General features: G+C 45.5%; 19 protein-coding genes, 1 other RNA gene and 1 other annotated feature. Of the genes, 14 read left to right on the top strand and 6 right to left on the bottom strand.

Going from position 1 to position 18,949, the window contains the following annotated elements:
* Positions 1 to 9: 9 nt before the first annotated feature.
* Positions 10 to 1,566 carry an SH3 domain-containing protein gene (locus CW370_RS14115; protein WP_024571557.1) on the bottom strand — a complete coding sequence of 519 codons (1,557 nt, stop codon included), beginning with the start codon at positions 1,564 to 1,566 and terminating at the stop codon, positions 10 to 12.
* Positions 1,567 to 1,698: 132 nt separating this feature from the next.
* Between CW370_RS14115 and CW370_RS14110 the strand changes: the two genes are divergently transcribed.
* The 5 genes from CW370_RS14110 to CW370_RS14090 all read left to right on the top strand — a co-directional run bounded on the left by CW370_RS14110 (position 1,699) and on the right by CW370_RS14090 (position 6,416).
* Positions 1,699 to 1,869 carry a YrzK family protein gene (locus CW370_RS14110; protein WP_004399157.1) on the top strand — a complete coding sequence of 57 codons (171 nt, stop codon included), beginning with the start codon at positions 1,699 to 1,701 and terminating at the stop codon, positions 1,867 to 1,869.
* Between the two features lie 59 nt (positions 1,870 to 1,928).
* Positions 1,929 to 2,161, top strand: a binding site (T-box leader).
* A gap of 89 nt (positions 2,162 to 2,250) precedes the next feature.
* Entirely contained in the window at positions 2,251 to 3,525 is a 1,275-nt protein-coding gene (hisS, locus tag CW370_RS14105) for a histidine--tRNA ligase (RefSeq protein WP_024571558.1), read from the top strand.
* Between the two features lie 13 nt (positions 3,526 to 3,538).
* Positions 3,539 to 5,317 (top strand): aspartate--tRNA ligase, encoded by a 1,779-nt coding sequence (aspS, locus tag CW370_RS14100; protein WP_024571559.1) that lies wholly within the window; start codon positions 3,539 to 3,541, stop codon positions 5,315 to 5,317.
* 60 nt (positions 5,318 to 5,377) lie between these two features.
* Positions 5,378 to 5,570, top strand: a non-coding RNA gene (ssrS, locus tag CW370_RS14095) — 6S RNA.
* 81 nt (positions 5,571 to 5,651) lie between these two features.
* Positions 5,652 to 6,416 carry a tRNA threonylcarbamoyladenosine dehydratase gene (locus tag CW370_RS14090; protein ID WP_003229763.1) on the top strand — a complete coding sequence of 255 codons (765 nt, stop codon included), beginning with the start codon at positions 5,652 to 5,654 and terminating at the stop codon, positions 6,414 to 6,416.
* Between the two features lie 39 nt (positions 6,417 to 6,455).
* Here the strand turns inward: CW370_RS14090 and CW370_RS14085 are convergent, their stop codons facing one another.
* On the bottom strand, positions 6,456 to 7,721 hold the full coding sequence (locus CW370_RS14085) for a replication-associated recombination protein A (RefSeq protein ID WP_024571560.1): 1,266 nt from the start codon (positions 7,719 to 7,721) through the stop codon (positions 6,456 to 6,458).
* Positions 7,722 to 7,923: 202 nt separating this feature from the next.
* Between CW370_RS14085 and cymR the strand changes: the two genes are divergently transcribed.
* The 8 genes from cymR to CW370_RS14045 all read left to right on the top strand — a co-directional run bounded on the left by cymR (position 7,924) and on the right by CW370_RS14045 (position 14,708).
* On the top strand, positions 7,924 to 8,340 hold the full coding sequence (gene cymR, locus CW370_RS14080; RefSeq protein WP_003225879.1) for a cysteine metabolism transcriptional regulator CymR: 417 nt from the start codon (positions 7,924 to 7,926) through the stop codon (positions 8,338 to 8,340).
* 18 nt (positions 8,341 to 8,358) lie between these two features.
* Complete coding sequence (locus CW370_RS14075; RefSeq protein WP_014477512.1) at positions 8,359 to 9,501, top strand: cysteine desulfurase family protein; 1,143 nt, start codon at positions 8,359 to 8,361, stop codon at positions 9,499 to 9,501.
* A gap of 27 nt (positions 9,502 to 9,528) precedes the next feature.
* Positions 9,529 to 10,644 (top strand): tRNA 2-thiouridine(34) synthase MnmA, encoded by a 1,116-nt coding sequence (gene mnmA / locus CW370_RS14070; protein ID WP_004398509.1) that lies wholly within the window; start codon positions 9,529 to 9,531, stop codon positions 10,642 to 10,644.
* 85 nt (positions 10,645 to 10,729) lie between these two features.
* Complete coding sequence (locus tag CW370_RS14065) at positions 10,730 to 11,350, top strand: tetratricopeptide repeat protein (RefSeq protein WP_202926392.1); 621 nt, start codon at positions 10,730 to 10,732, stop codon at positions 11,348 to 11,350.
* A 24-nt stretch (positions 11,351 to 11,374) separates the two neighbouring features.
* Positions 11,375 to 13,771 (top strand): SF1B family DNA helicase RecD2, encoded by a 2,397-nt coding sequence (recD2, locus tag CW370_RS14060; protein WP_029946514.1) that lies wholly within the window; start codon positions 11,375 to 11,377, stop codon positions 13,769 to 13,771.
* A 56-nt stretch (positions 13,772 to 13,827) separates the two neighbouring features.
* Positions 13,828 to 14,352, top strand: coding sequence for a PRC-barrel domain-containing protein (locus CW370_RS14055; RefSeq protein WP_080262650.1), 525 nt, complete (start codon positions 13,828 to 13,830; stop codon positions 14,350 to 14,352).
* A gap of 11 nt (positions 14,353 to 14,363) precedes the next feature.
* Positions 14,364 to 14,555, top strand: a complete 192-nt coding sequence (locus tag CW370_RS14050; protein ID WP_003225893.1) for a hypothetical protein — start codon at positions 14,364 to 14,366, stop codon at positions 14,553 to 14,555.
* Positions 14,556 to 14,576: 21 nt separating this feature from the next.
* The gene (locus tag CW370_RS14045; RefSeq protein ID WP_003229780.1) at positions 14,577 to 14,708 is read left to right on the top strand and encodes a YrzQ family protein; all 132 of its coding nucleotides are present in this window, start codon (positions 14,577 to 14,579) and stop codon (positions 14,706 to 14,708) included.
* Between the two features lie 34 nt (positions 14,709 to 14,742).
* Here CW370_RS14045 and CW370_RS14040 read toward each other — a convergent pair whose 3' ends face one another.
* The 4 genes from CW370_RS14040 to CW370_RS14025 are packed head-to-tail and all read right to left on the bottom strand — an operon-like array spanning position 14,743 to position 17,698.
* Positions 14,743 to 15,399: an amino acid ABC transporter permease gene (locus tag CW370_RS14040; protein WP_003229784.1), complete on the bottom strand. Its 657-nt coding sequence runs from the start codon at positions 15,397 to 15,399 to the stop codon at positions 14,743 to 14,745.
* 16 nt (positions 15,400 to 15,415) lie between these two features.
* Positions 15,416 to 16,066, bottom strand: coding sequence for an amino acid ABC transporter permease (locus CW370_RS14035; RefSeq protein WP_017696071.1), 651 nt, complete (start codon positions 16,064 to 16,066; stop codon positions 15,416 to 15,418).
* 60 nt (positions 16,067 to 16,126) lie between these two features.
* Positions 16,127 to 16,948: a glutamine ABC transporter substrate-binding protein GlnH gene (gene glnH, locus CW370_RS14030; RefSeq protein ID WP_024572806.1), complete on the bottom strand. Its 822-nt coding sequence runs from the start codon at positions 16,946 to 16,948 to the stop codon at positions 16,127 to 16,129.
* A gap of 21 nt (positions 16,949 to 16,969) precedes the next feature.
* Positions 16,970 to 17,698, bottom strand: a complete 729-nt coding sequence (locus CW370_RS14025; protein WP_101169772.1) for an amino acid ABC transporter ATP-binding protein — start codon at positions 17,696 to 17,698, stop codon at positions 16,970 to 16,972.
* A 154-nt stretch (positions 17,699 to 17,852) separates the two neighbouring features.
* Between CW370_RS14025 and CW370_RS14020 the strand changes: the two genes are divergently transcribed.
* A complete protein-coding gene (locus CW370_RS14020) occupies positions 17,853 to 18,914 on the top strand; it encodes an AI-2E family transporter (RefSeq protein WP_009967889.1) in 1,062 nt (353 codons plus the stop codon).
* The last annotated feature ends 35 nt before the right edge of the window (positions 18,915 to 18,949 follow it).

Below are 18,949 nucleotides of genomic sequence, written 5' to 3'. Positions count from 1 at the left end.
CAGCTTTTTTTATTGGAAGTATTTCTCTAATCCGCTTTCGATCCCATCTGTTACTTTTTCTTGGTATGAATTGCTATGTACAATGGCTTCTTCCTGCGGATGGCTTACATATCCCAGCTCATACAGCATTGCGGGCTGTCTGTTTTCCCGGAGCACATAATAATCTCCGAATAATACGCCGCGGTCTGGAATGGAAGAACGCTTCACCACTTCTGAGTGGACATCTGATGCGAGTTCCTGATCTTTGGCAGGACTGTAGTAATATGCTGTACTGCCTCTTGTAGAGGTATCCGCATAGCTGTCATAATGAATACTGATAAAGGCGTCAGCGTTACGGTAGTGAGACGTAGAGACCCGTGACTGCAGGCTGACAAAGGTATCATCCTGGCGTGTCACATATACATCCGCTCCAGCCGATCTAAGTTTGCTGGCGAGCAGTTTTGCCGTTTTGATCGTCAGGTTTTTCTCGAATTTCCCCGAATATCCGATCGTTCCGCTGTCTTTTCCTCCATGTCCCGGGTCAACAATAATCGTTTTATTGTTTAGAGAGCCGTTTCCAGACGGGGAATCAGAGACTGGCGGTTCACCTGCTTCTTCTGCGCTTTTAGACGTTTGGACCACCCAATTGGCTACATAAGCAGTTTGCCCGTTATCAAGCTTTATTTCATACCAGCTTCCCTTTGAACCGGTAATGGTGTATGAATCTCCTTTGGCAGCGCGCTCAACGATCGAAGCTGATGTTGACGCATCACTTCTTAGATTCGTTCCTCCGTACATGATATAGGCTTTTTTAGCGGAGGATGAACTGCCGGTATTTGCTGAATCATCAGCTGGAACAGAACTAGTCAAAAGGTAATGGCTTGCAACCCAGCCTTTTAGCCCGTTCACCTCAATGTGAGCCCAGCCATTTTTCTCGTTGAGAACCGTCAGTTTCGTTCCGCGATCAAGTTTTGTTATAATTGCCGCGTCATGTGAGGCGGAGGCTCTTACATTTAGCGAAGAAACACCGACTGTGCCCGTCGTTGACGCACCGGAATCCTCGGTTTGGTCACTCTCATCAGACGCTGAACTGCTGCCTCCTGATGTGACATATTCAGATGATACCCACCCGGTGGCACTGTGATAGGATATCTTGATCCAGCCCGAATCTTTATCAATGACAGATGCTTGGCTGCCTTGCGGGAATTTGCCGATGACTTCGTAGGAAGTGCCCGGGCCGCTTCTCATCCGCAGATCGGGGTCTGTTGATGTCACAGTGTCACTGCTTCCTGAGGAGCTTGTGCTGGCCTGGTCTTCCTTTGTAATAAGCCAGGAGACTACCCAGCCCTTTTCTCCGGAACCAAGCTGTATCTGCACCCAGTCTCCATCTTCCTTTAAAATCGGATAGCGTTCTCCCTTTTTTACTTCCGCTGTAATGCCGTAGCTAAGCCCAGGGCCGCTTCTGACGTTCATTTCATCTGTTGCGATGACCGCTTCTCCTCGAGCAGCTGTAACGGATGAAAAGGTCGGGAATAGCGCTGCGGTGAAAATAATACATACAATAAGGACAAAGTATTTCTTGTTCATTGTGTCCTCCTTTCTGATGATCATTAAAAAAGCATTCTTGTTTAATATCGTAAAGTCCTTTCTGATTTTTAAATAAAAATAAAATGATTTGTTTATACTAAGCGTAAATACAATCAAAAAGGTGTGCAAATCATGAAATATCATCCAAAAATGGGACGTGCATTTCACGACGGTGAAGCGAATCTGCATTACAGCGATCACGCAGATCCCGATACGACTGGTTATCTTACGGAAACAGCATCTGAATTTGGTCTTATGTCCAAAGAAGCAGCGCTGAGGAAAAACAACCGGAATAAAGCTTGACAGAGAACCCCAATCCCATTATTATAATAGAAATTGAGTACATAGCAAATGATGAAAGATTTGAACCAATAATGGAGAAGAGTAGGTCAGATTGCATGATTAGAGAGGAACCCGCCCCAGGCTGAAAGCGGATCCCATTGCGTCTTTCTCGAAACAACACTCCGGAGGTTTCCTGCTGAACGCGTGAATAACGCCATTAGGCAGTGAACGTGAACCTGCGTTAAAGGATCGAGCGGGAATATGAACGTATTCCAACTAGGGTGGCACCACGGGTTTAACTCTCGTCCCTACTATCATGTATAGTAGGGGCGGGAGTTTTTTTCATTTTCATCATTAACGATCATTGGATATTTTATAAGGAATACATAAGGAGGTCTACCTATGGGATATAACATTCCGAGAGGAACACAGGATATTCTGCCTGGAGAATCAGATCGCTGGCAGTATGTTGAACAAATTATGAGAGACACTTGCCGTACTTATCAATATAAAGAAATCCGCACACCGATTTTTGAGCATACAGAACTGTTTGCCAGAGGCGTCGGAGAATCAACGGATATCGTACAAAAAGAAATGTATACCTTCGAGGACCGCAAAGGCAGAAGCCTGACGCTTCGTCCCGAGGGAACAGCTGCTGCGGTTCGCGCCTTTAATGAAAACAAGCTGTTCGCAAATCCTGTACAGCCGACAAAGCTTTATTATGTCGGGCCGATGTTCCGTTATGAACGTCCTCAGACGGGCCGTTACCGCCAGTTTTATCAGTTTGGAATTGAAGCGATTGGTTCGAAAGACCCTGCAATCGATGCTGAAGTAATGGCGCTTGCGATGAGTATTTATGAAAAAGCAGGTTTAGAAAACGTTAAGCTTGTCATAAATAGTCTCGGCGATCAAGATAGCCGCAAAAGCTACAGAGAAGCGCTCGTGAAACACTTCGAGCCTCGCATCGAAGAATTTTGTTCAGACTGCCAGTCACGACTGCACACGAACCCGCTTAGAATCTTGGACTGCAAAAAAGACCGTGATCATGAGCTGATGAAATCGGCACCTTCAATTTTGACATATTTAAACGATGAATCGGCCGCTTATTTTGAAAAAGTGAAACAATACTTAAACGATCTGGGCATTTCGTATGAAATCCATCCGAACCTTGTGAGAGGGCTGGATTATTACAACCACACCGCATTTGAAATTATGAGCAATGCGGAGGGCTTTGGCGCGATTACGACACTTGCCGGCGGCGGACGCTACGACGGGCTTGTCGAACAGATCGGCGGACCTGAAGCACCGGGCATCGGATTTGCGATGAGCATCGAACGCTTGCTTGCCGCAATTGATGCTGAAAAACGAGAGCTGCCTGTTGATAAGGGAATCGACTGCTATATCGTCACACTCGGCGAAAAAGCAAAGGATTATTCTGTTTCATTGGTGTACAAACTGAGAGAAGCAGGCATTTCCAGTGAAATCGATTATGAAAATAAGAAAATGAAAGGCCAGTTTAAAACAGCTGATCGCTTAAATGCCAGATTTATTGCGATTTTGGGTGAAGATGAGCTTGCCCAAAACAAAATCAATGTAAAGGATGCACAGACGGGCGAACAGATTGAAGTGGCACTTGATGAATTTATACATGTGATGAAGGCAAACCAAAAGGGATAAGGAGTGAAACGCATTGTTTGGAAGAACATATTATTGCGGTGATATAACTGAAAAAGCAATTGGCGAATCTGTAACGCTGAAAGGCTGGGTCCAAAAAAGACGAGACCTCGGCGGATTGATTTTTATTGACTTGCGTGACCGTACGGGCATTGTTCAAGTCGTTTTTAACCCTGATGTGTCAAAAGAAGCGCTTGTTATTGCGGAAGGCATCAGAAATGAATACGTGCTTGATATTCAAGGAAAAGTGGTGGCGCGTGAAGAGGGAACAGTTAATCCGAATTTGAAAACAGGCGCGATCGAAATACATGCTGATGGAGTGAACGTATTAAATGCTGCAAAGACACCTCCATTTGCAATTTCTGATCAAGCAGAAGAAGTGTCAGAGGACGTTCGTTTAAAACACCGTTACTTAGATTTGCGCAGACCGGCAATGTTCCAGACGATGCAACTGCGCCATAACGTGACGAAAGCTGTTCGCAGCTTTTTAGATGAAAATGGGTTTCTTGATATTGAAACGCCGATTTTAACAGGAAGCACGCCTGAAGGTGCACGTGACTACTTGGTGCCGAGCCGTGTGCACGAAGGTGAGTTCTACGCGCTGCCGCAGTCCCCGCAGCTATTTAAACAGCTTCTGATGGTATCAGGCATTGAACGATATTATCAAATTGCCCGCTGTTTCCGCGATGAAGACTTGCGTGCGGACCGTCAGCCTGAGTTTACGCAAATTGATATTGAAATGTCCTTTATGAGCCAGGAAGACATTATGTCATTGGCTGAGGAGATGATGGCAAAGGTTATGCGTGAAACAAAAGGTAAGGAACTTAAGCTTCCTCTTCCTCGAATGACGTATGACGAAGCAATGAACAAGTACGGTTCTGATAAACCGGATACGCGTTTTGACATGCTTTTGACGGATGTGTCTGACATTGTAAAGGATACGGAATTTAAAGTGTTCTCATCAGCTGTAGCAAACGGCGGCGTGGTTAAAGCCATCAACGTAAAAGGCGGTGCCGGCGATTACTCCAGAAAAGACATCGACGCTCTTGGCGCTTTTGCTGCAAACTACGGGGCAAAAGGGCTTGCCTGGGTGAAGGTTGAGGCAGACGGAGTGAAAGGCCCGATCGCTAAATTCTTTGATGAAGAAAAGCAGTCTAAGCTAATTGAAGCACTTGATGCTGCTGAAGGTGATTTGCTGCTGTTCGGAGCGGATCAATTCGAAGTTGTGGCCGCATCACTCGGCGCCCTGCGCTTAAAGCTTGGGAAAGAGCGCGGGCTGATTGACGAAAAATTGTTCAATTTCTTATGGGTCATCGACTGGCCGCTATTAGAGCATGATCCGGAAGAAGGCCGTTTTTACGCAGCGCACCATCCGTTCACAATGCCTGTCCGAGAAGACCTTGAGCTGATTGAAACAGCGCCTGAAGACATGAAAGCACAAGCCTATGACCTCGTCTTAAACGGCTATGAGCTTGGCGGCGGTTCAATCCGTATTTTCGAAAAGGATATTCAGGAAAAAATGTTTGCGCTTCTCGGCTTCTCACCAGAAGAAGCGGCTGAACAGTTCGGATTCCTGCTGGAAGCATTTGAATACGGCGCTCCTCCGCACGGCGGAATCGCACTCGGCTTAGACCGTCTCGTTATGCTTCTCGCTGGACGTACGAACCTGAGAGATACGATTGCATTCCCGAAAACGGCAAGTGCAAGCTGCCTGATGACAGAGGCGCCGGGAGAAGTAAGCGACGCTCAGCTTGACGAGCTTCATCTTTCTATCAAGAAAAAAGTTAAGAACTGAATGTGCAGTTCGATTCTTGAAAATCAAAATCGCCTGTGATATGATTTTGACAAGTTAAATAAAGTCCTGATGTGTTAGTTGTACACCTAGTTTTGACCGAACATTTTTTTGATTTGGGAGCCCGCATTTTTAAATGGCGTACATGCCTCTTTTCATTCGGTAAAGAGGACTTACAAGATTTAAAAGAGGGCACCCACCTGCTGAGAGCGGGTTCAAAACAAAGGAAAGCTGCAACGGCACTATTGGGACTTTATTTTTTGTGCGCAGAAAAACGGCTGCTCATGGATCAGCCATTTTATAGATGAAACCAGAATACGAATGTGGAGTGAGGTTCTTGTTACACCAGTTTTCACGCAATGAATTAGCTATCGGAAAAGAAGGCCTTGAAACGCTGAAAAACAGCACAGTTGCTGTGCTTGGAGTCGGGGGAGTCGGGTCGTTCGCAGCGGAAGCTCTCGCGCGGTCAGGCGTCGGCCGCATTCTGCTTGTCGACAAAGATGATGTCGACATTACAAATGTAAACCGTCAGCTTCACGCGCTGCTTTCAACTGTCGGACAGCCGAAAGTTGATTTAATGAAGGCGCGGATCGCAGACATTAACCCGGAGTGTGAAGTGATCGCGTTAAAAATGTTCTATACGGAGGAAACGTATGAGCAGTTTTTTGACTATGATCTTGACTATGTCATTGATGCGTCAGACACCATTTGTTATAAAATTCATTTAATGAAAGAATGTCTGAAACGGGATATTCCGCTCATCTCCAGCATGGGTGCAGCAAATAAAACGGATCCGACACGCTTCCAAATCGCTGATATCTCAAAAACGCACACTGATCCAATTGCGAAGGTCGTCCGTACGAAATTACGCAAAGAGGGGATCAAAAAAGGCGTTCAAGTGATTTTCTCTGATGAAAGCCCGATTGTCATTCGGGAAGATGTCAGAAAAGAAGTGGGAAATGACGAAGCGAAAATCCGTAAAGCAAAAATGCCGCCTTCCTCTAATGCTTTTGTGCCGTCAGTCGCAGGTTTGATTATGGGCGGACATGTTGTCATGGATCTTTTGAAAGACATTGAAATCAAACGTGTGAAGGATAAATAATGCATAAAAACAGCCTTGATGATCAAGGCTGTTTTTGTTTTATTTTCTTTTCATTAATTTATCGTACACCTGCTTTAAGGCGGATTCGAATTTTCCTGTCTGTTTCGGCTTATAGTATTGCTTATTTTTCAGAGGATCAGGGAGGTATTGTTGTTCGACCCAACCGTTGTCGTAATTGTGCGGGTATTTATAGTCGATTCCTCTTCCTAATTCCTGAGCTCCTTTATAATGCGCGTCTTTTAAATGCTTCGGGACATCCCCAATTTTTCCGGCTCTGATATCTGCCAGAGCCTCATCGATTGCCAGAATGGCCGAGTTTGATTTCGGTGAGAGGCAAAGCTCAATAACTGCGTTGGCCAGAGGGATTCGCGCTTCAGGAAACCCGATTCGCTCAGCGGTCTGAATAGCATTCAGCACTCTAGGGCCGGCTTGCGGGCTTGCTAAACCGATATCTTCATAGGCGATAACAAGCAATCGTCTTGCGATGCTCTCCAGATCACCGGCTTCAATTAATCTAGCCAAATAGTGAAGAGCAGCGTTGGCATCAGAGCCGCGGATCGATTTTTGAAAAGCGGACAGTACATCATAATGCGCGTCACCATCTTTATCGTGAGAAAAGCTTTTTTTCTGCAAGCATTCTTCCGCGGTTTCTAATGTAATGTGAATTTCACCGTCTGCTGACTCCTTCGTTGACAACACGGCAAGCTCAAGCGCATTTAAAGCGGAGCGGACATCTCCTCCGCATCCGTGGGCAAAATGCTCCATCGCCTGATCATCAATGGATACAGAATAGGTGCCAAGGCCCCGATGCTCATCATGGAGCGCGCGTTCCAGTGCCTGTTTAATCAGATCAGGTGTTAACGGTTCAAGCTCAAAAATCTGGGTCCGGCTTCTGATCGCCGGATTAATGGCATGATACGGGTTAGCCGTTGTTGCTCCGATCAAAATGATCATCCCGTTTTCTAAATAGGGTAATAGAAAATCCTGTTTTCCTTTATCCAGCCTGTGGACTTCATCCAGAATCAAAATCACTTGGCCGGACATCTTGGCTTCCTGAGCTACGATTTCCATATCTTTTTTATTGTTAATGACAGCATTCAGCTTTCGAAAAGCAATACTTGTTGAACCGGCGATTGCTGTTGCGATTGATGTTTTTCCAATTCCGGGCGGCCCGTACAAAATCATGGATGACAAATGTTTTGCCTGGACCATTCTGCCAATAATTTTATCTTCAGCCACCAGATGCTGCTGGCCGATAATATCCTCTATTTTTGTCGGACGCATCCGATATGCCAATGGCTTCATCTATCATCTCTCCTTACTTAATTACAGGGTAACGGAAAACCGTACATTAGAAAAGGGTAAAGGCCCCTTTCCTTCTGCCTCAATGAAAATTCGCTGAAGGTATGTTATAATAACAGTTGGTCTATAAGATAATAAACGGACGAAACATATAGAAATTACCATTATAAATGTGGAAAATCATGAAATAACAGAGGTGTTCATGTTGAAAATATCAACTAAGGGAAGATACGGGCTCACCATTATGATCGAGCTTGCAAAAAAGCACGGTGAAGGCCCGACTTCATTAAAAAGCATCGCACAGACGAATAATTTGTCCGAGCATTATTTGGAGCAGCTGGTATCGCCGCTCAGAAATGCCGGTTTAGTGAAAAGCATCAGAGGCGCATATGGCGGATATGTATTAGGCAGTGAGCCGGATGCCATTACCGCGGGAGATATTATCCGTGTGCTTGAGGGGCCGATCAGCCCTGTTGAAGTGCTGGAAGATGAGGAGCCTGCCAAGCGTGAGCTCTGGATTCGCATCCGGGATGCTGTAAAAGAGGTTTTAGACAGTACAACATTAGAGGATCTTGCCAGCTATACAGACGGAGAGCAAGAAGCTTATATGTTCTATATTTAGATCAGAGGTGTAAACATAATGGAACGGATTTATTTAGATCATGCCGCAACGTCTCCGATGGATGAGCGCGTGCTGGAAAAAATGATACCGCACTTCTCCGGCAGTTTCGGTAATCCCTCCAGTATTCATTCATTTGGCAGAGAATCTCGAAAATGGGTGGATGAAGCAAGAGCGCAAATCGCAGCAGAAATCGGAGCGGCAGAGCAGGAGATCATTTTTACAAGTGGGGGAACGGAAGCTGATAACTTGGCGATCATGGGAACCGCACTTGCAAGAAAAGATCTTGGCAGACATATCATCACAACAAAAATTGAGCATCACGCCGTGCTTCACACATGTGAAAAACTTGAGGAAGACGGATTTGACATAACGTATCTGGACGTTGACCAAAATGGAAGAGTCAGTGCAAAACAGGTGAAAGAAGCACTGCGTGATGATACAATCCTTGTGACAGTGATGTATGGAAATAATGAAGTTGGAACAGTGCAGCCGATCGAAGAAATCGGTGAGCTGTTAAAGGAACACAAAGCTTATTTTCATACCGATGCTGTTCAGGCATTCGGGTTGCTGCCAATTGATGTGAAAAACAGCCATATTGACCTTCTGTCTGTTTCCGGGCACAAGCTCAACGGGCCAAAAGGGACAGGCTTTTTATATGCTAGTAAAGATGTGAAGCTTTCACCGCTTTTATTCGGAGGAGAGCAAGAAAGAAAACGCCGTGCCGGAACCGAAAATGTTCCAGGCATTGTCGGGCTGAAAGAAGCGATCAAGCTGTCAAGTGAAGAACGGGACGAAAAAAACGAGAAGTATCAATCGTTTAAAGCAATCTTTGCCGACACGCTTAGAGATGCAGGTGTGGCATTCGAGATCAACGGGGACAAAGAGCATAGTCTGCCGCATGTTCTGAATCTTTATTTCCCCGGTGTGTCAGTGGAAGCGCTGCTGGTTAATCTTGATATGGCGGGTGTCGCTGTCTCCAGCGGTTCAGCGTGCACGGCCGGTTCAGTCCTGCCGTCACATGTTCTGACTGCTATGTTCGGAGAAGAGAGTGACCGGCTGACGTCCTCTATTCGAATCAGCTTCGGCCTCGGCAATACGGCTGAGCAAGTGAAAACTGCTGCCAAACATGTGGCCGACGTTGTCAAACGGCTGACACAATAAGGCGGCTTAGTAATTGGAGTGAATGAAATGGAAAAACGGCCGGAGGATACAAGAGTCGTCGTCGGCATGTCCGGCGGAGTAGACTCATCTGTGGCGGCCCTGCTGTTAAAAGAACAGGGCTATGATGTAATCGGAATCTTTATGAAAAATTGGGACGATACGGACGAAAACGGTTTTTGCACGGCGACAGAGGATTATGAAGATGTGATCCGCGTCTGCAACCAAATCGGAATTCCGTATTATGCCGTAAACTTTGAAAAGCAATATTATGAGAAGGTATTTCAATACTTCCTTGATGAATATAAAGCAGGCAGAACACCAAACCCGGATGTACTGTGCAACAAAGAAATTAAATTCAAGGCCTTTTTGGAGCATGCATTGTCACTTGGCGCCGACTATTTAGCGACTGGCCACTATGCAAGAGTAGACAGAAGCGGCGGAAAAGTCAGAATGCTGCGCGGCATTGATGAAAACAAGGATCAAACGTACTTCTTGAATCAGCTGACAGAAGATACGCTGAGCAAAGTCATGTTCCCGATCGGCGAACTTCAAAAAAGCCGTGTGCGTGAAATCGCCAAAGAAGCAGAACTTGCAACGGCGACGAAAAAAGACAGTACAGGCATCTGCTTTATCGGCGAACGCAACTTCAAAACGTTTCTCAGCCAATATCTCCCTGCACAGCCGGGCGATATGATGACGATGGACGGTGAAGTAAAAGGCCGTCACGACGGGTTGATGTATTACACGATCGGACAGCGTCACGGCCTTGGCATCGGCGGAAGCGGCGAGCCGTGGTTTGCGGTAGGCAAAGATCTTGAAAAGAACATCCTCTACGTGGATCAAGGGTTCCATAACCCGCTTTTATATTCTGACAAAATCACAGCAACAAATATCAGCTGGGTACGTTCGGATATCATGAAGGGCGAAGAGATTTCCTGCACGGCTAAATTCCGTTACCGCCAAGAGGATCATAAAGTAACGGTGCGCATGACTGGCGAAGGTGAAGCGGAAGTCATCTTTGATGAACAAGTCCGTGCTGTAACGCCGGGACAAGCCGTTGTCTTCTATGACGGCGAAGAATGTCTTGGCGGCGGGACAATTGATGATGTGTACAAAGATGGAACAAAATTGTGGTACGTATAAAAGATGAAAAACCTCAACACTGAGTTGGGGTTTTTTAATGAAAGGAAGATGATCGGTGGATTATAATCAACTCGGTATAGAGGCGATGCAGGAAGGCGATTACGAGAAAGCGGCAGAGGCATTTACAAAAGCGATTGAAGAAAATAAAGAAGACGCGATTCCGTATATCAATTTTGCCAACCTGCTTTCATCCGTAAACGAGCTGGAACGTGCGCTTGCGTTTTATGATAAAGCGCTTGAATTAGACAATAGCGCAGCCACTGCTTATTATGGAGCAGGAAATGTCTATGTTGTAAAAGAAATGTACAAAGAAGCCAAAGACATGTTTGAAAAAGCGCTTCGTGCGGGGATGGAAAACGGCGACCTGTTTTACATGCTCGGAACGGTGCTTGTCAAGCTCGAACAGCCTAAGCTTGCACTGCCATATTTACAAAGAGCGGTCGAACTGAATGAAAACGATACGGAAGCGCGTTTTCAATTCGGGATGTGCTTAGCCAACGAGGGCATGCTGGACGAAGCGCTCAGCCAATTCGCAGCTGTGACAGAGCAAGACCCGGGGCATGCAGATGCATTTTATAATGCCGGTGTCGCTTATGCTTATAAAGAAAACCGAGAAAAAGCGCTGGAAATGCTGGACAAGGCAATTGATATCCAGCCAGATCATATGCTTGCGCTTCATGCTAAAAAACTGATTGATCCATCATAACAGGCACAGGAGGAGGGACAGCTCGTGCAGCAGCATCCGGATCAGCTTAAACTGGAGGAAGAGCCCTATTTAAAAGGGACAGTCAACACAGTCATCTATCATAATGACACCAATTTATATACGGTTCTGAAAGTGAAAGTCACAGAGACCTCCGAAGCCATTGAAGATAAAGCCGTATCCGTGACGGGCTACTTCCCTGCGCTTCAAGAAGAAGAGACCTACACGTTTTACGGAAAGATCGTAACCCATCCAAAATTCGGGCTCCAATTTCAGGCGGAGCATTTCAAAAAGGAGATTCCAACGACTAAGGAAGGCATCATTCAATATTTATCGAGTGATTTATTCGAGGGAATCGGCAAAAAAACTGCTGAAGAAATTGTGAAAAAGCTGGGCGACAGCGCCATTAATAAAATATTGGCTGACGCTTCAGTGCTTTATGATGTTCCCAGACTCTCAAAAAAGAAAGCCGACACGCTGGCCGGTGCATTGCAGCGGCATCAGGGACTGGAGCAAATCATGATTTCCTTGAATCAGTTTGGTTTTGGCCCGCAGCTGTCTATGAAAATCTATCAAGCCTATGAATCCGAGACGCTTGAAAAGATTCAGGAAAATCCTTATCAGCTTGTGAAGGATGTAGAAGGCATCGGGTTTGGGAAAGCAGATGAGCTGGGCAGCAGAATGGGTCTTTCGGGTAACCATCCTGAGCGGGTAAAAGCTGCTATTTTGTACACGCTTGAAACGACTTGTTTGTCAGAGGGGCACACGTACATAGAAACGGAACAGCTGATCATTGACACCCAATCTCTGTTAAACCAGTCAGCAAGGGAAGGGCAGCGCATCACAGAAATGGATGCCGCTAACGCGATTATTGCCCTTGGAGAAAATAAAGACATTGTCATTGAAGATGGCCGCTGTTATTTTCCGTCGCTGTTTTACGCAGAACAAAACGTTGCAAAGCGTGTGAAACATATCGCTAGCCAAACCGAATATGAGAACCAGTTTCCCGAATCAGAGTTTTTGCTCGCGTTGGGAGAACTGGAAGAACGGATGAACGTTCAGTATGCCCCCAGCCAGAAGGAAGCGATTCAAAAAGCCCTTTCCTCGCCGATGCTTCTTTTAACAGGCGGCCCGGGAACAGGAAAAACGACGGTAATCAGAGGGATTGTCGAGCTCTACGGAGAGCTTCACGGTGTGTCACTAGACCCGTCAGCTTATAAAAAGGATGAAGCTTTTCCGATTGTTTTGGCCGCTCCGACAGGGAGAGCAGCAAAACGGATGAGTGAATCAACGGGACTTCCTGCAGTCACGATACACAGGCTGCTTGGCTGGAACGGTGCTGAAGGCTTTACTCATACAGAGGATCAGCCGATCGAAGGGAAGCTGTTAATTATCGATGAAGCCAGTATGCTTGATATATGGCTGGCGAATCATTTGTTCAAGGCGATCCCTGATCATATACAAATCATCATTGTAGGAGACGAAGACCAGCTGCCTTCCGTCGGTCCGGGACAAGTGCTCAGAGACCTGCTGGCATCCCAGGTGATTCCGACTGTGAGACTGACAGACATCTATCGTCAGGCGGAGGGGTCATCAATCGTCGAGCTTGCCCACCAGATGAAAAATGGATTGCTGCCGAACAATTTGACTGCCCCGACAAAGGACCGTTCCTTTATTCGCTGCGGCGGGTCGCAAATCAAAGAAGTAGTTGAGAAGGTTGTCGCCAATGCATTGAAAAAAGGCTATACAGCAAAGGACATTCAGGTCCTCGCTCCGATGTACAGAGGAAAAGCCGGCATTAATGAATTGAATGTGATGCTGCAGGACATTTTAAATCCTCCTAAAGAAAAACGGAGAGAATTGAAGTTCGGGGATGTTGTCTACAGAACCGGAGATAAAATTTTGCAGCTTGTCAATCAGCCGGAAAACAATGTGTTCAACGGAGATATTGGCGAAATCACGTCGATATTTTATGCAAAGGAAAATACAGAAAAAGAAGACATGGCCGTCGTTTCTTTTGACGGCAATGAAATGACATTTACGAAAAAGGATTTTAATCAATTTACCCATGCGTATTGCTGTTCTATTCATAAATCGCAGGGAAGTGAATTTCCGATTGTGGTTTTGCCTGTTGTGAAAGGCTATTATAGAATGCTCAGAAGAAACCTTCTTTATACCGCGATTACAAGAGCGAAGAAATTTCTCATTTTATGCGGGGAAGAGGAGGCGCTGGAGTGGGGCGTGAAAAATAATGATGCAACTGTCAGACAGACCTCCTTGAAAAACAGGCTGTCCGTACAGGTTGAGGAAATGGATGCCGAGCTTGAGGCTCTCCAAAAAGAGCTCCCGTTCAGCGTATACGACGCCAACATTGGCATGGAAGGCATTACACCATTCGATTTTATGAAAGAAGAACAGCAATAAAATGCTCCCGTGTAAGCGGGAGTTTTTTTCATTTGCAGTGGAATTGATTTCATCGTATGAGTCTAAGTCGCAAAGCAAAACCTAAGCCTGTTCAACAAAAGGTGGTTGATCACACTTTGAGAACATGCCATGAAGTAGAAGGATTCCCAGTATACTCAGAACGAACTTCTTGTTATCTCGGGGCAATTTCCGATATTTGTTTTTCTCTGAAAGGAGATTGTCTTGGGTTTATTCTTGCACAAAAACGCTTTTTGCATCATCATCATGCGCTATTACGGGCGTGTGATATCTCTTCCATTCTTGATGACCGCATATTGGCTTCGGTCAGTTCAGAACAGCTTCTGCCTCTTCCGAAAACATGCTTCACATACGAGCAGATGAAGATGAAGCTTGTGAAATCGCAAGAGGGGGATATATTGGGGATGCTGGAAGATGTATACTTTTGTTTGGACAGGGGCATAATCGTAGCATATGAACTCTCGGACGGTTTCTTTTCTGACCTGGCGGGAAGCAAGCGCCAGATCCAAAGAGCGGATTCGCTTGTCGAGGTGCGGAAAGACGAGATCGTTCTGAACGGATAGAGGTGTGAGGTATGCTTATATGCCCGAATTGCAAAAGTAAGGATATCGGCAAAATCGGCGTGAACCAATATTATTGCTGGGGCTGTTTTATTGAACTGACAGTGGCGAAAGGGAAGATTGCAACTCATCAGGTGGAAGAAGACGGAACGTTAAGCAGCTTGGATGATTTGTTTTCTGAGGATGAACGCAGCATCAATTTTTAATCATGAAAGGAGATGCGCAGGATGAATCGGACGATGACTTCTCTTTTGGCAATGGGAGCCGGAGCTCTCGTGTACCGAATGGCGACTCAATCTGACATGCTGAATAATCGAAGCATGAAGCGGATGAGAAGAAGAATTACGAAAATGTTTTAATGCAAAAAGGATACTCTCCAAAGAGTATCCTTTTCTATGTTTGCCGGACCTCGAGGCGTCTTGCTGCGAGTGAAAGGCTGTAGTTGACTGCGAAATACATAAGGGCCGCAAGTAAAAAGATCGGGAAAAAATAACTGCCGTCTGCGCTTTGGCCGTTTATAATTTGCGCGTTGTGAATCAGTTCAGGCAGGGCGATCACAACAGCGAGCGATGTATCTTTTAATAAAGAAATAAACTGGCTTACGATGGGCGGAACCATGCGGCGAAGCGCTTGCGGCATGACGATAAAGAACAGGGTCTGTGTATAGCTCAGCCCGGAGGAGCGCGCCGCTTCAATTTGTCCTTTGTCAATTGATTTCAGTCCGCTTCGGATAATTTCAGATAGCATAGCGGATTCAAAAATCGTTAGTGCTGTAATTGCAGCAGCTGTAATTTCAAGCTTAATCCCAATTTCCGGAAGGGCAAAAAACGTAAAGAAAATAATTAACAGCAAGGGGAGGTTTCTGATCGTTTCAACGAGAACCGCAATCAATTGAGAAAGAACGGGAACTTTCGCATAACGCAGGGTTCCTGCGATTAAACCGAAGAAAAAGCTCAGAATGATGGAGATGAAAGCAACGTACAAGGTGACGAGAAAGCCATCCCATAAAAACGCTAAATGCTCCTGTGAATAAGCACCGATGAAATCCAATGTAACTCACTCCTTATTAATAGCTTTTTTCCAGCCGTTTTTCCAGATAGTTAACACCGATGCTAAGCGGAATCGTCAGCACTAAGTAAAAAAGCGCCACGAAAATATAAACATCAAATACAACGAGTGTGCTCGACGAGACTAAATCAGCCTGGTACATAAGATCCAATCCGGCCACAACCCCAAGAATCGAAGAGTTTTTGACTAAGTTTAAAAATTGATTGCCTAAAGGCGGAATGACGATTTTGATTGCCTGCGGCAAAATAATATGGAGCATGGCCTGGCTGTAGGTAAAGCCTGACGAGCGTGCCGCTTCCATCTGCCCTTTTGAAACAGACTGGATGCCTGCTCTGATGGCTTCAGCGATAAACGCAGAGGTATAAATGGTGAGAGCAACCGTTCCCGCTTGAAAACCGTCAAGCCTCAGGCCTGCGTTTGGAAGTCCGAAATAGAAAACAAAGGTAATTAAAAGAAGAGGGATGTTGCGGATGAACTCTACATATGCGGTCCCGAGCCATTGCAGCGGCTTAAAGACTGTTATTCTCATAACCGCTACAGTAACGCCGAGGACAAAACTGCCGGCCAGCGCGATAACACTTGCGAGCAAGGTATGGTAAAAACCGTCCATATACATGCCGAAGTTATCGAAAAGAATTGACACATTCATCTGCCTATTCACTCCTTATCAAATTGGGATGAGCATCGCCTGCTCATCCCGGGATGGTTGTTATTCAGCTGGGTCTTCTTTGATCCATTTTTTATAAATTTCATCGTATCTGCCATCCGACTTCATCTTTTTAAGTGAAGCGTTGATTTCTTTCGCGAGAGCCGATTGCCCTTTTTTCACGGCGATCCCGTAAGGCTCATCTGTAAAAGGCTTTCCTGTTAATTGATAATTTTTATTTTCATCAGCCATTCCATATAAAATCGCATTATCTGTGGTGAGGGCATCGCCTTGCCCCGATTTAAGGGCTGTAAAGGCTTCTGCGTAGTTTTCAAATTCTAAAACAGATGCTTCAGGCGCCTTTTCACGAATGTTTTGAGAGGAGGTGGAGCCTTTTACTGCAAGAACTTTTGAGCCTTTGCCAAGATCCTCGACACTCTTGATTTTGCTGCCTTTTTTCACGAGCAGCGATTGCCCGGCCTCGAAATAGACATCAGAAAAGTCAACTTCCTTTTTTCGTTCTTCAGTGATCGTCATTGTGGCGACAATGGCGTCGATATCCCCGTTTTGCAGCATAGGAATCCTTGTTTTTGAGGTGACCTCTTTAAATTCAGCTTTTTTCTCATCACCTAAAATGTCTTTAGCGATTTGTTTGGCAATATCAATATCAAAACCCTCAATCTCACCTGAGCTTGGATTTTTAAGACCGAACAGTCGAGTGTCCGTTTTTACGCCGAAGACAATTTTGTCATTGTCTTTAATGGCGGCTAGCGTATCTTTTTTGCTCTCCTTTGAGGCTTCTCCGTTTGATCCCTTGCTGCCGCAAGCGGCAAGCAAGATGACAGCGAATAAAGAAATCAATGCTAAAGAAAAAATCTTTTTCATACAAGCTCCCCCATTTCTGTTTTAATGATTTAAAATACGGCTTAAGAATAAGCGGGCCCGTTCTTCCTTTGGGTTCGCGTAAAACTCAGCCGGCATTGCTTCTTCTAAAATTTTTCCTCCGTCAATGAAGACGATCCGGTCGGCAACTTCTTTGGCAAACCCCATTTCGTGTGTCACGACAACCATTGTCATGCCTTCTTTGGCGAGTGTTTTCATGACATCTAACACCTCGCCGATCATTTCAGGATCAAGTGCTGATGTCGGCTCGTCAAACAGCATGACCTCCGGCTTCATCGCCAGTCCTCTTGCGATGGCAACACGCTGCTGCTGCCCGCCGGAAAGCTGGGAAGGATAGGCGTCACCCTTGTCTGGGATGCCGACTTTTTCAAGATAGTACCGCGCCGTTTCCTTTGCTTGTTCAGGTGATTGTCTAAGCACTTTTACCGGAGCCAGCATGATGTTCTGCAGCACTGTTTTATGCGGATATAAATGAAAGTGCTGAAACACCATCCCGATATTCCGCCGCACTTGATTGATATCAGTTTTTCTGTCGTTAATGGCGGTGCCGTTTACTGTGAGCACTCCCTCATTGATCGTCTCAAGTCTGTTGATGCATCTGAGCAATGTGCTTTTACCGGAACCGGATGGGCCGATGATAACAACGACTTCGCCTTTTTCGATTTGAAGATTAATTTGTTTTAACACGTGAAAATCTCCGTAATGCTTGTTTACATTTTGAAATGTGATCATCGCAATCCTCCTATCAGAAATTTGACCAAAAAGTAAATGATCAAACTTTTCTGAAAATTAAATGTGGAAAAATGTCCATGACTTCTGGCTGACTAAAGAAACATAAAGAATAATTCCGTGTAAACCTCAAAAGATATAGGTGAGGTGAAAGCAGATGCTCCAAAAACCGGTGCAGCTTTTGTTGTGGGTGGCTATTTGTTTGCTGGTTCTGTTAACAGTCTATGTCTTTTTTATGCTTGATATGTTATGGTCACCCTTTTGGCTCGTCATAAAAACGATCTTTATTCCCTTGATCATTTCTATTTTTATATCTTATTTATTGCTTCCGGTCACGGAATGGCTGCATGGCAAAGGATTGCCTAGGACTTTGAGCATCTTGGTCATTTATGTTCTTTTTTTTGGCGGGATTGGCTGGGCGTTGTATAAAGGGGTGCCTGTTTTAATCGTGCAGCTGACGGATTTGTCAGAAAATATACCCATGTTTGCCGAAACGTATAACGGGCTTCTTCTTCATGTGCATAACCATACGGATGACTGGCCTGATGGTATGCATCACCGTATAGATAAAATGATCCGCCAGACGGAGGCGTTTTTTGCGGGAACGATCGAGGGTGCGATCAGCGGGATCCGCAATGTGCTTGATTACTTCTTAATTGCTGCAACAATCCCTTTTCTCGTGTTTTATATGGTGAAGGACATTGAGTTAATGAAAAAGACAGTATGGTACTTGACTCCGAAGTCGTGGAGAAAGCGGGGCAGCGCCTTTTTGCGGGATGTGGATGATTCGCTTGGCGATTATATCCGCGGCCAGCTTTTGGTCTGCTTGATTCTTGGTGTGATTGCAGGCATTTCGTTCTGGGTATTTGGGCTTCCGTATCCGCTGATACTTGGCCTTATCTCTGGAGTAACGAATGTCATCCCGTATTTTGGCCCTTTCATCGGAGCTGTTCCTGCGTTGTTAATTGCGATGACGATCTCAGTCAAAGCGGTTCTTGTTGTGGTGATTACGGTGTTTATTCTGCAGTTTATGGAAGGAAATATCCTCAGTCCGTTCATTGTCGGCAGAAGCCTTAAAATGCATCCGGTCGTTATCATGCTTGCACTCCTTGCCGGAGGGGAGCTTGCGGGAATCGTCGGGATGATTCTGGCTGTTCCTGCGACCGCTGTTTTAAAAGTAATGATGATCCATTTTTTGCGGATGAGGACGGAGCATTGACATCGGCGTGCCGCTTGTCTATAATTTCTCGTAGA

It is taken from the genome of Bacillus sp. SN32, assembly GCF_002837495.1.
Lineage (GTDB): Bacteria > Bacillota > Bacilli > Bacillales > Bacillaceae > Bacillus > Bacillus subtilis.
Note: the sequence above shows the minus strand (reverse complement) of the source record. Positions and strands in the feature narration are given on the sequence as shown.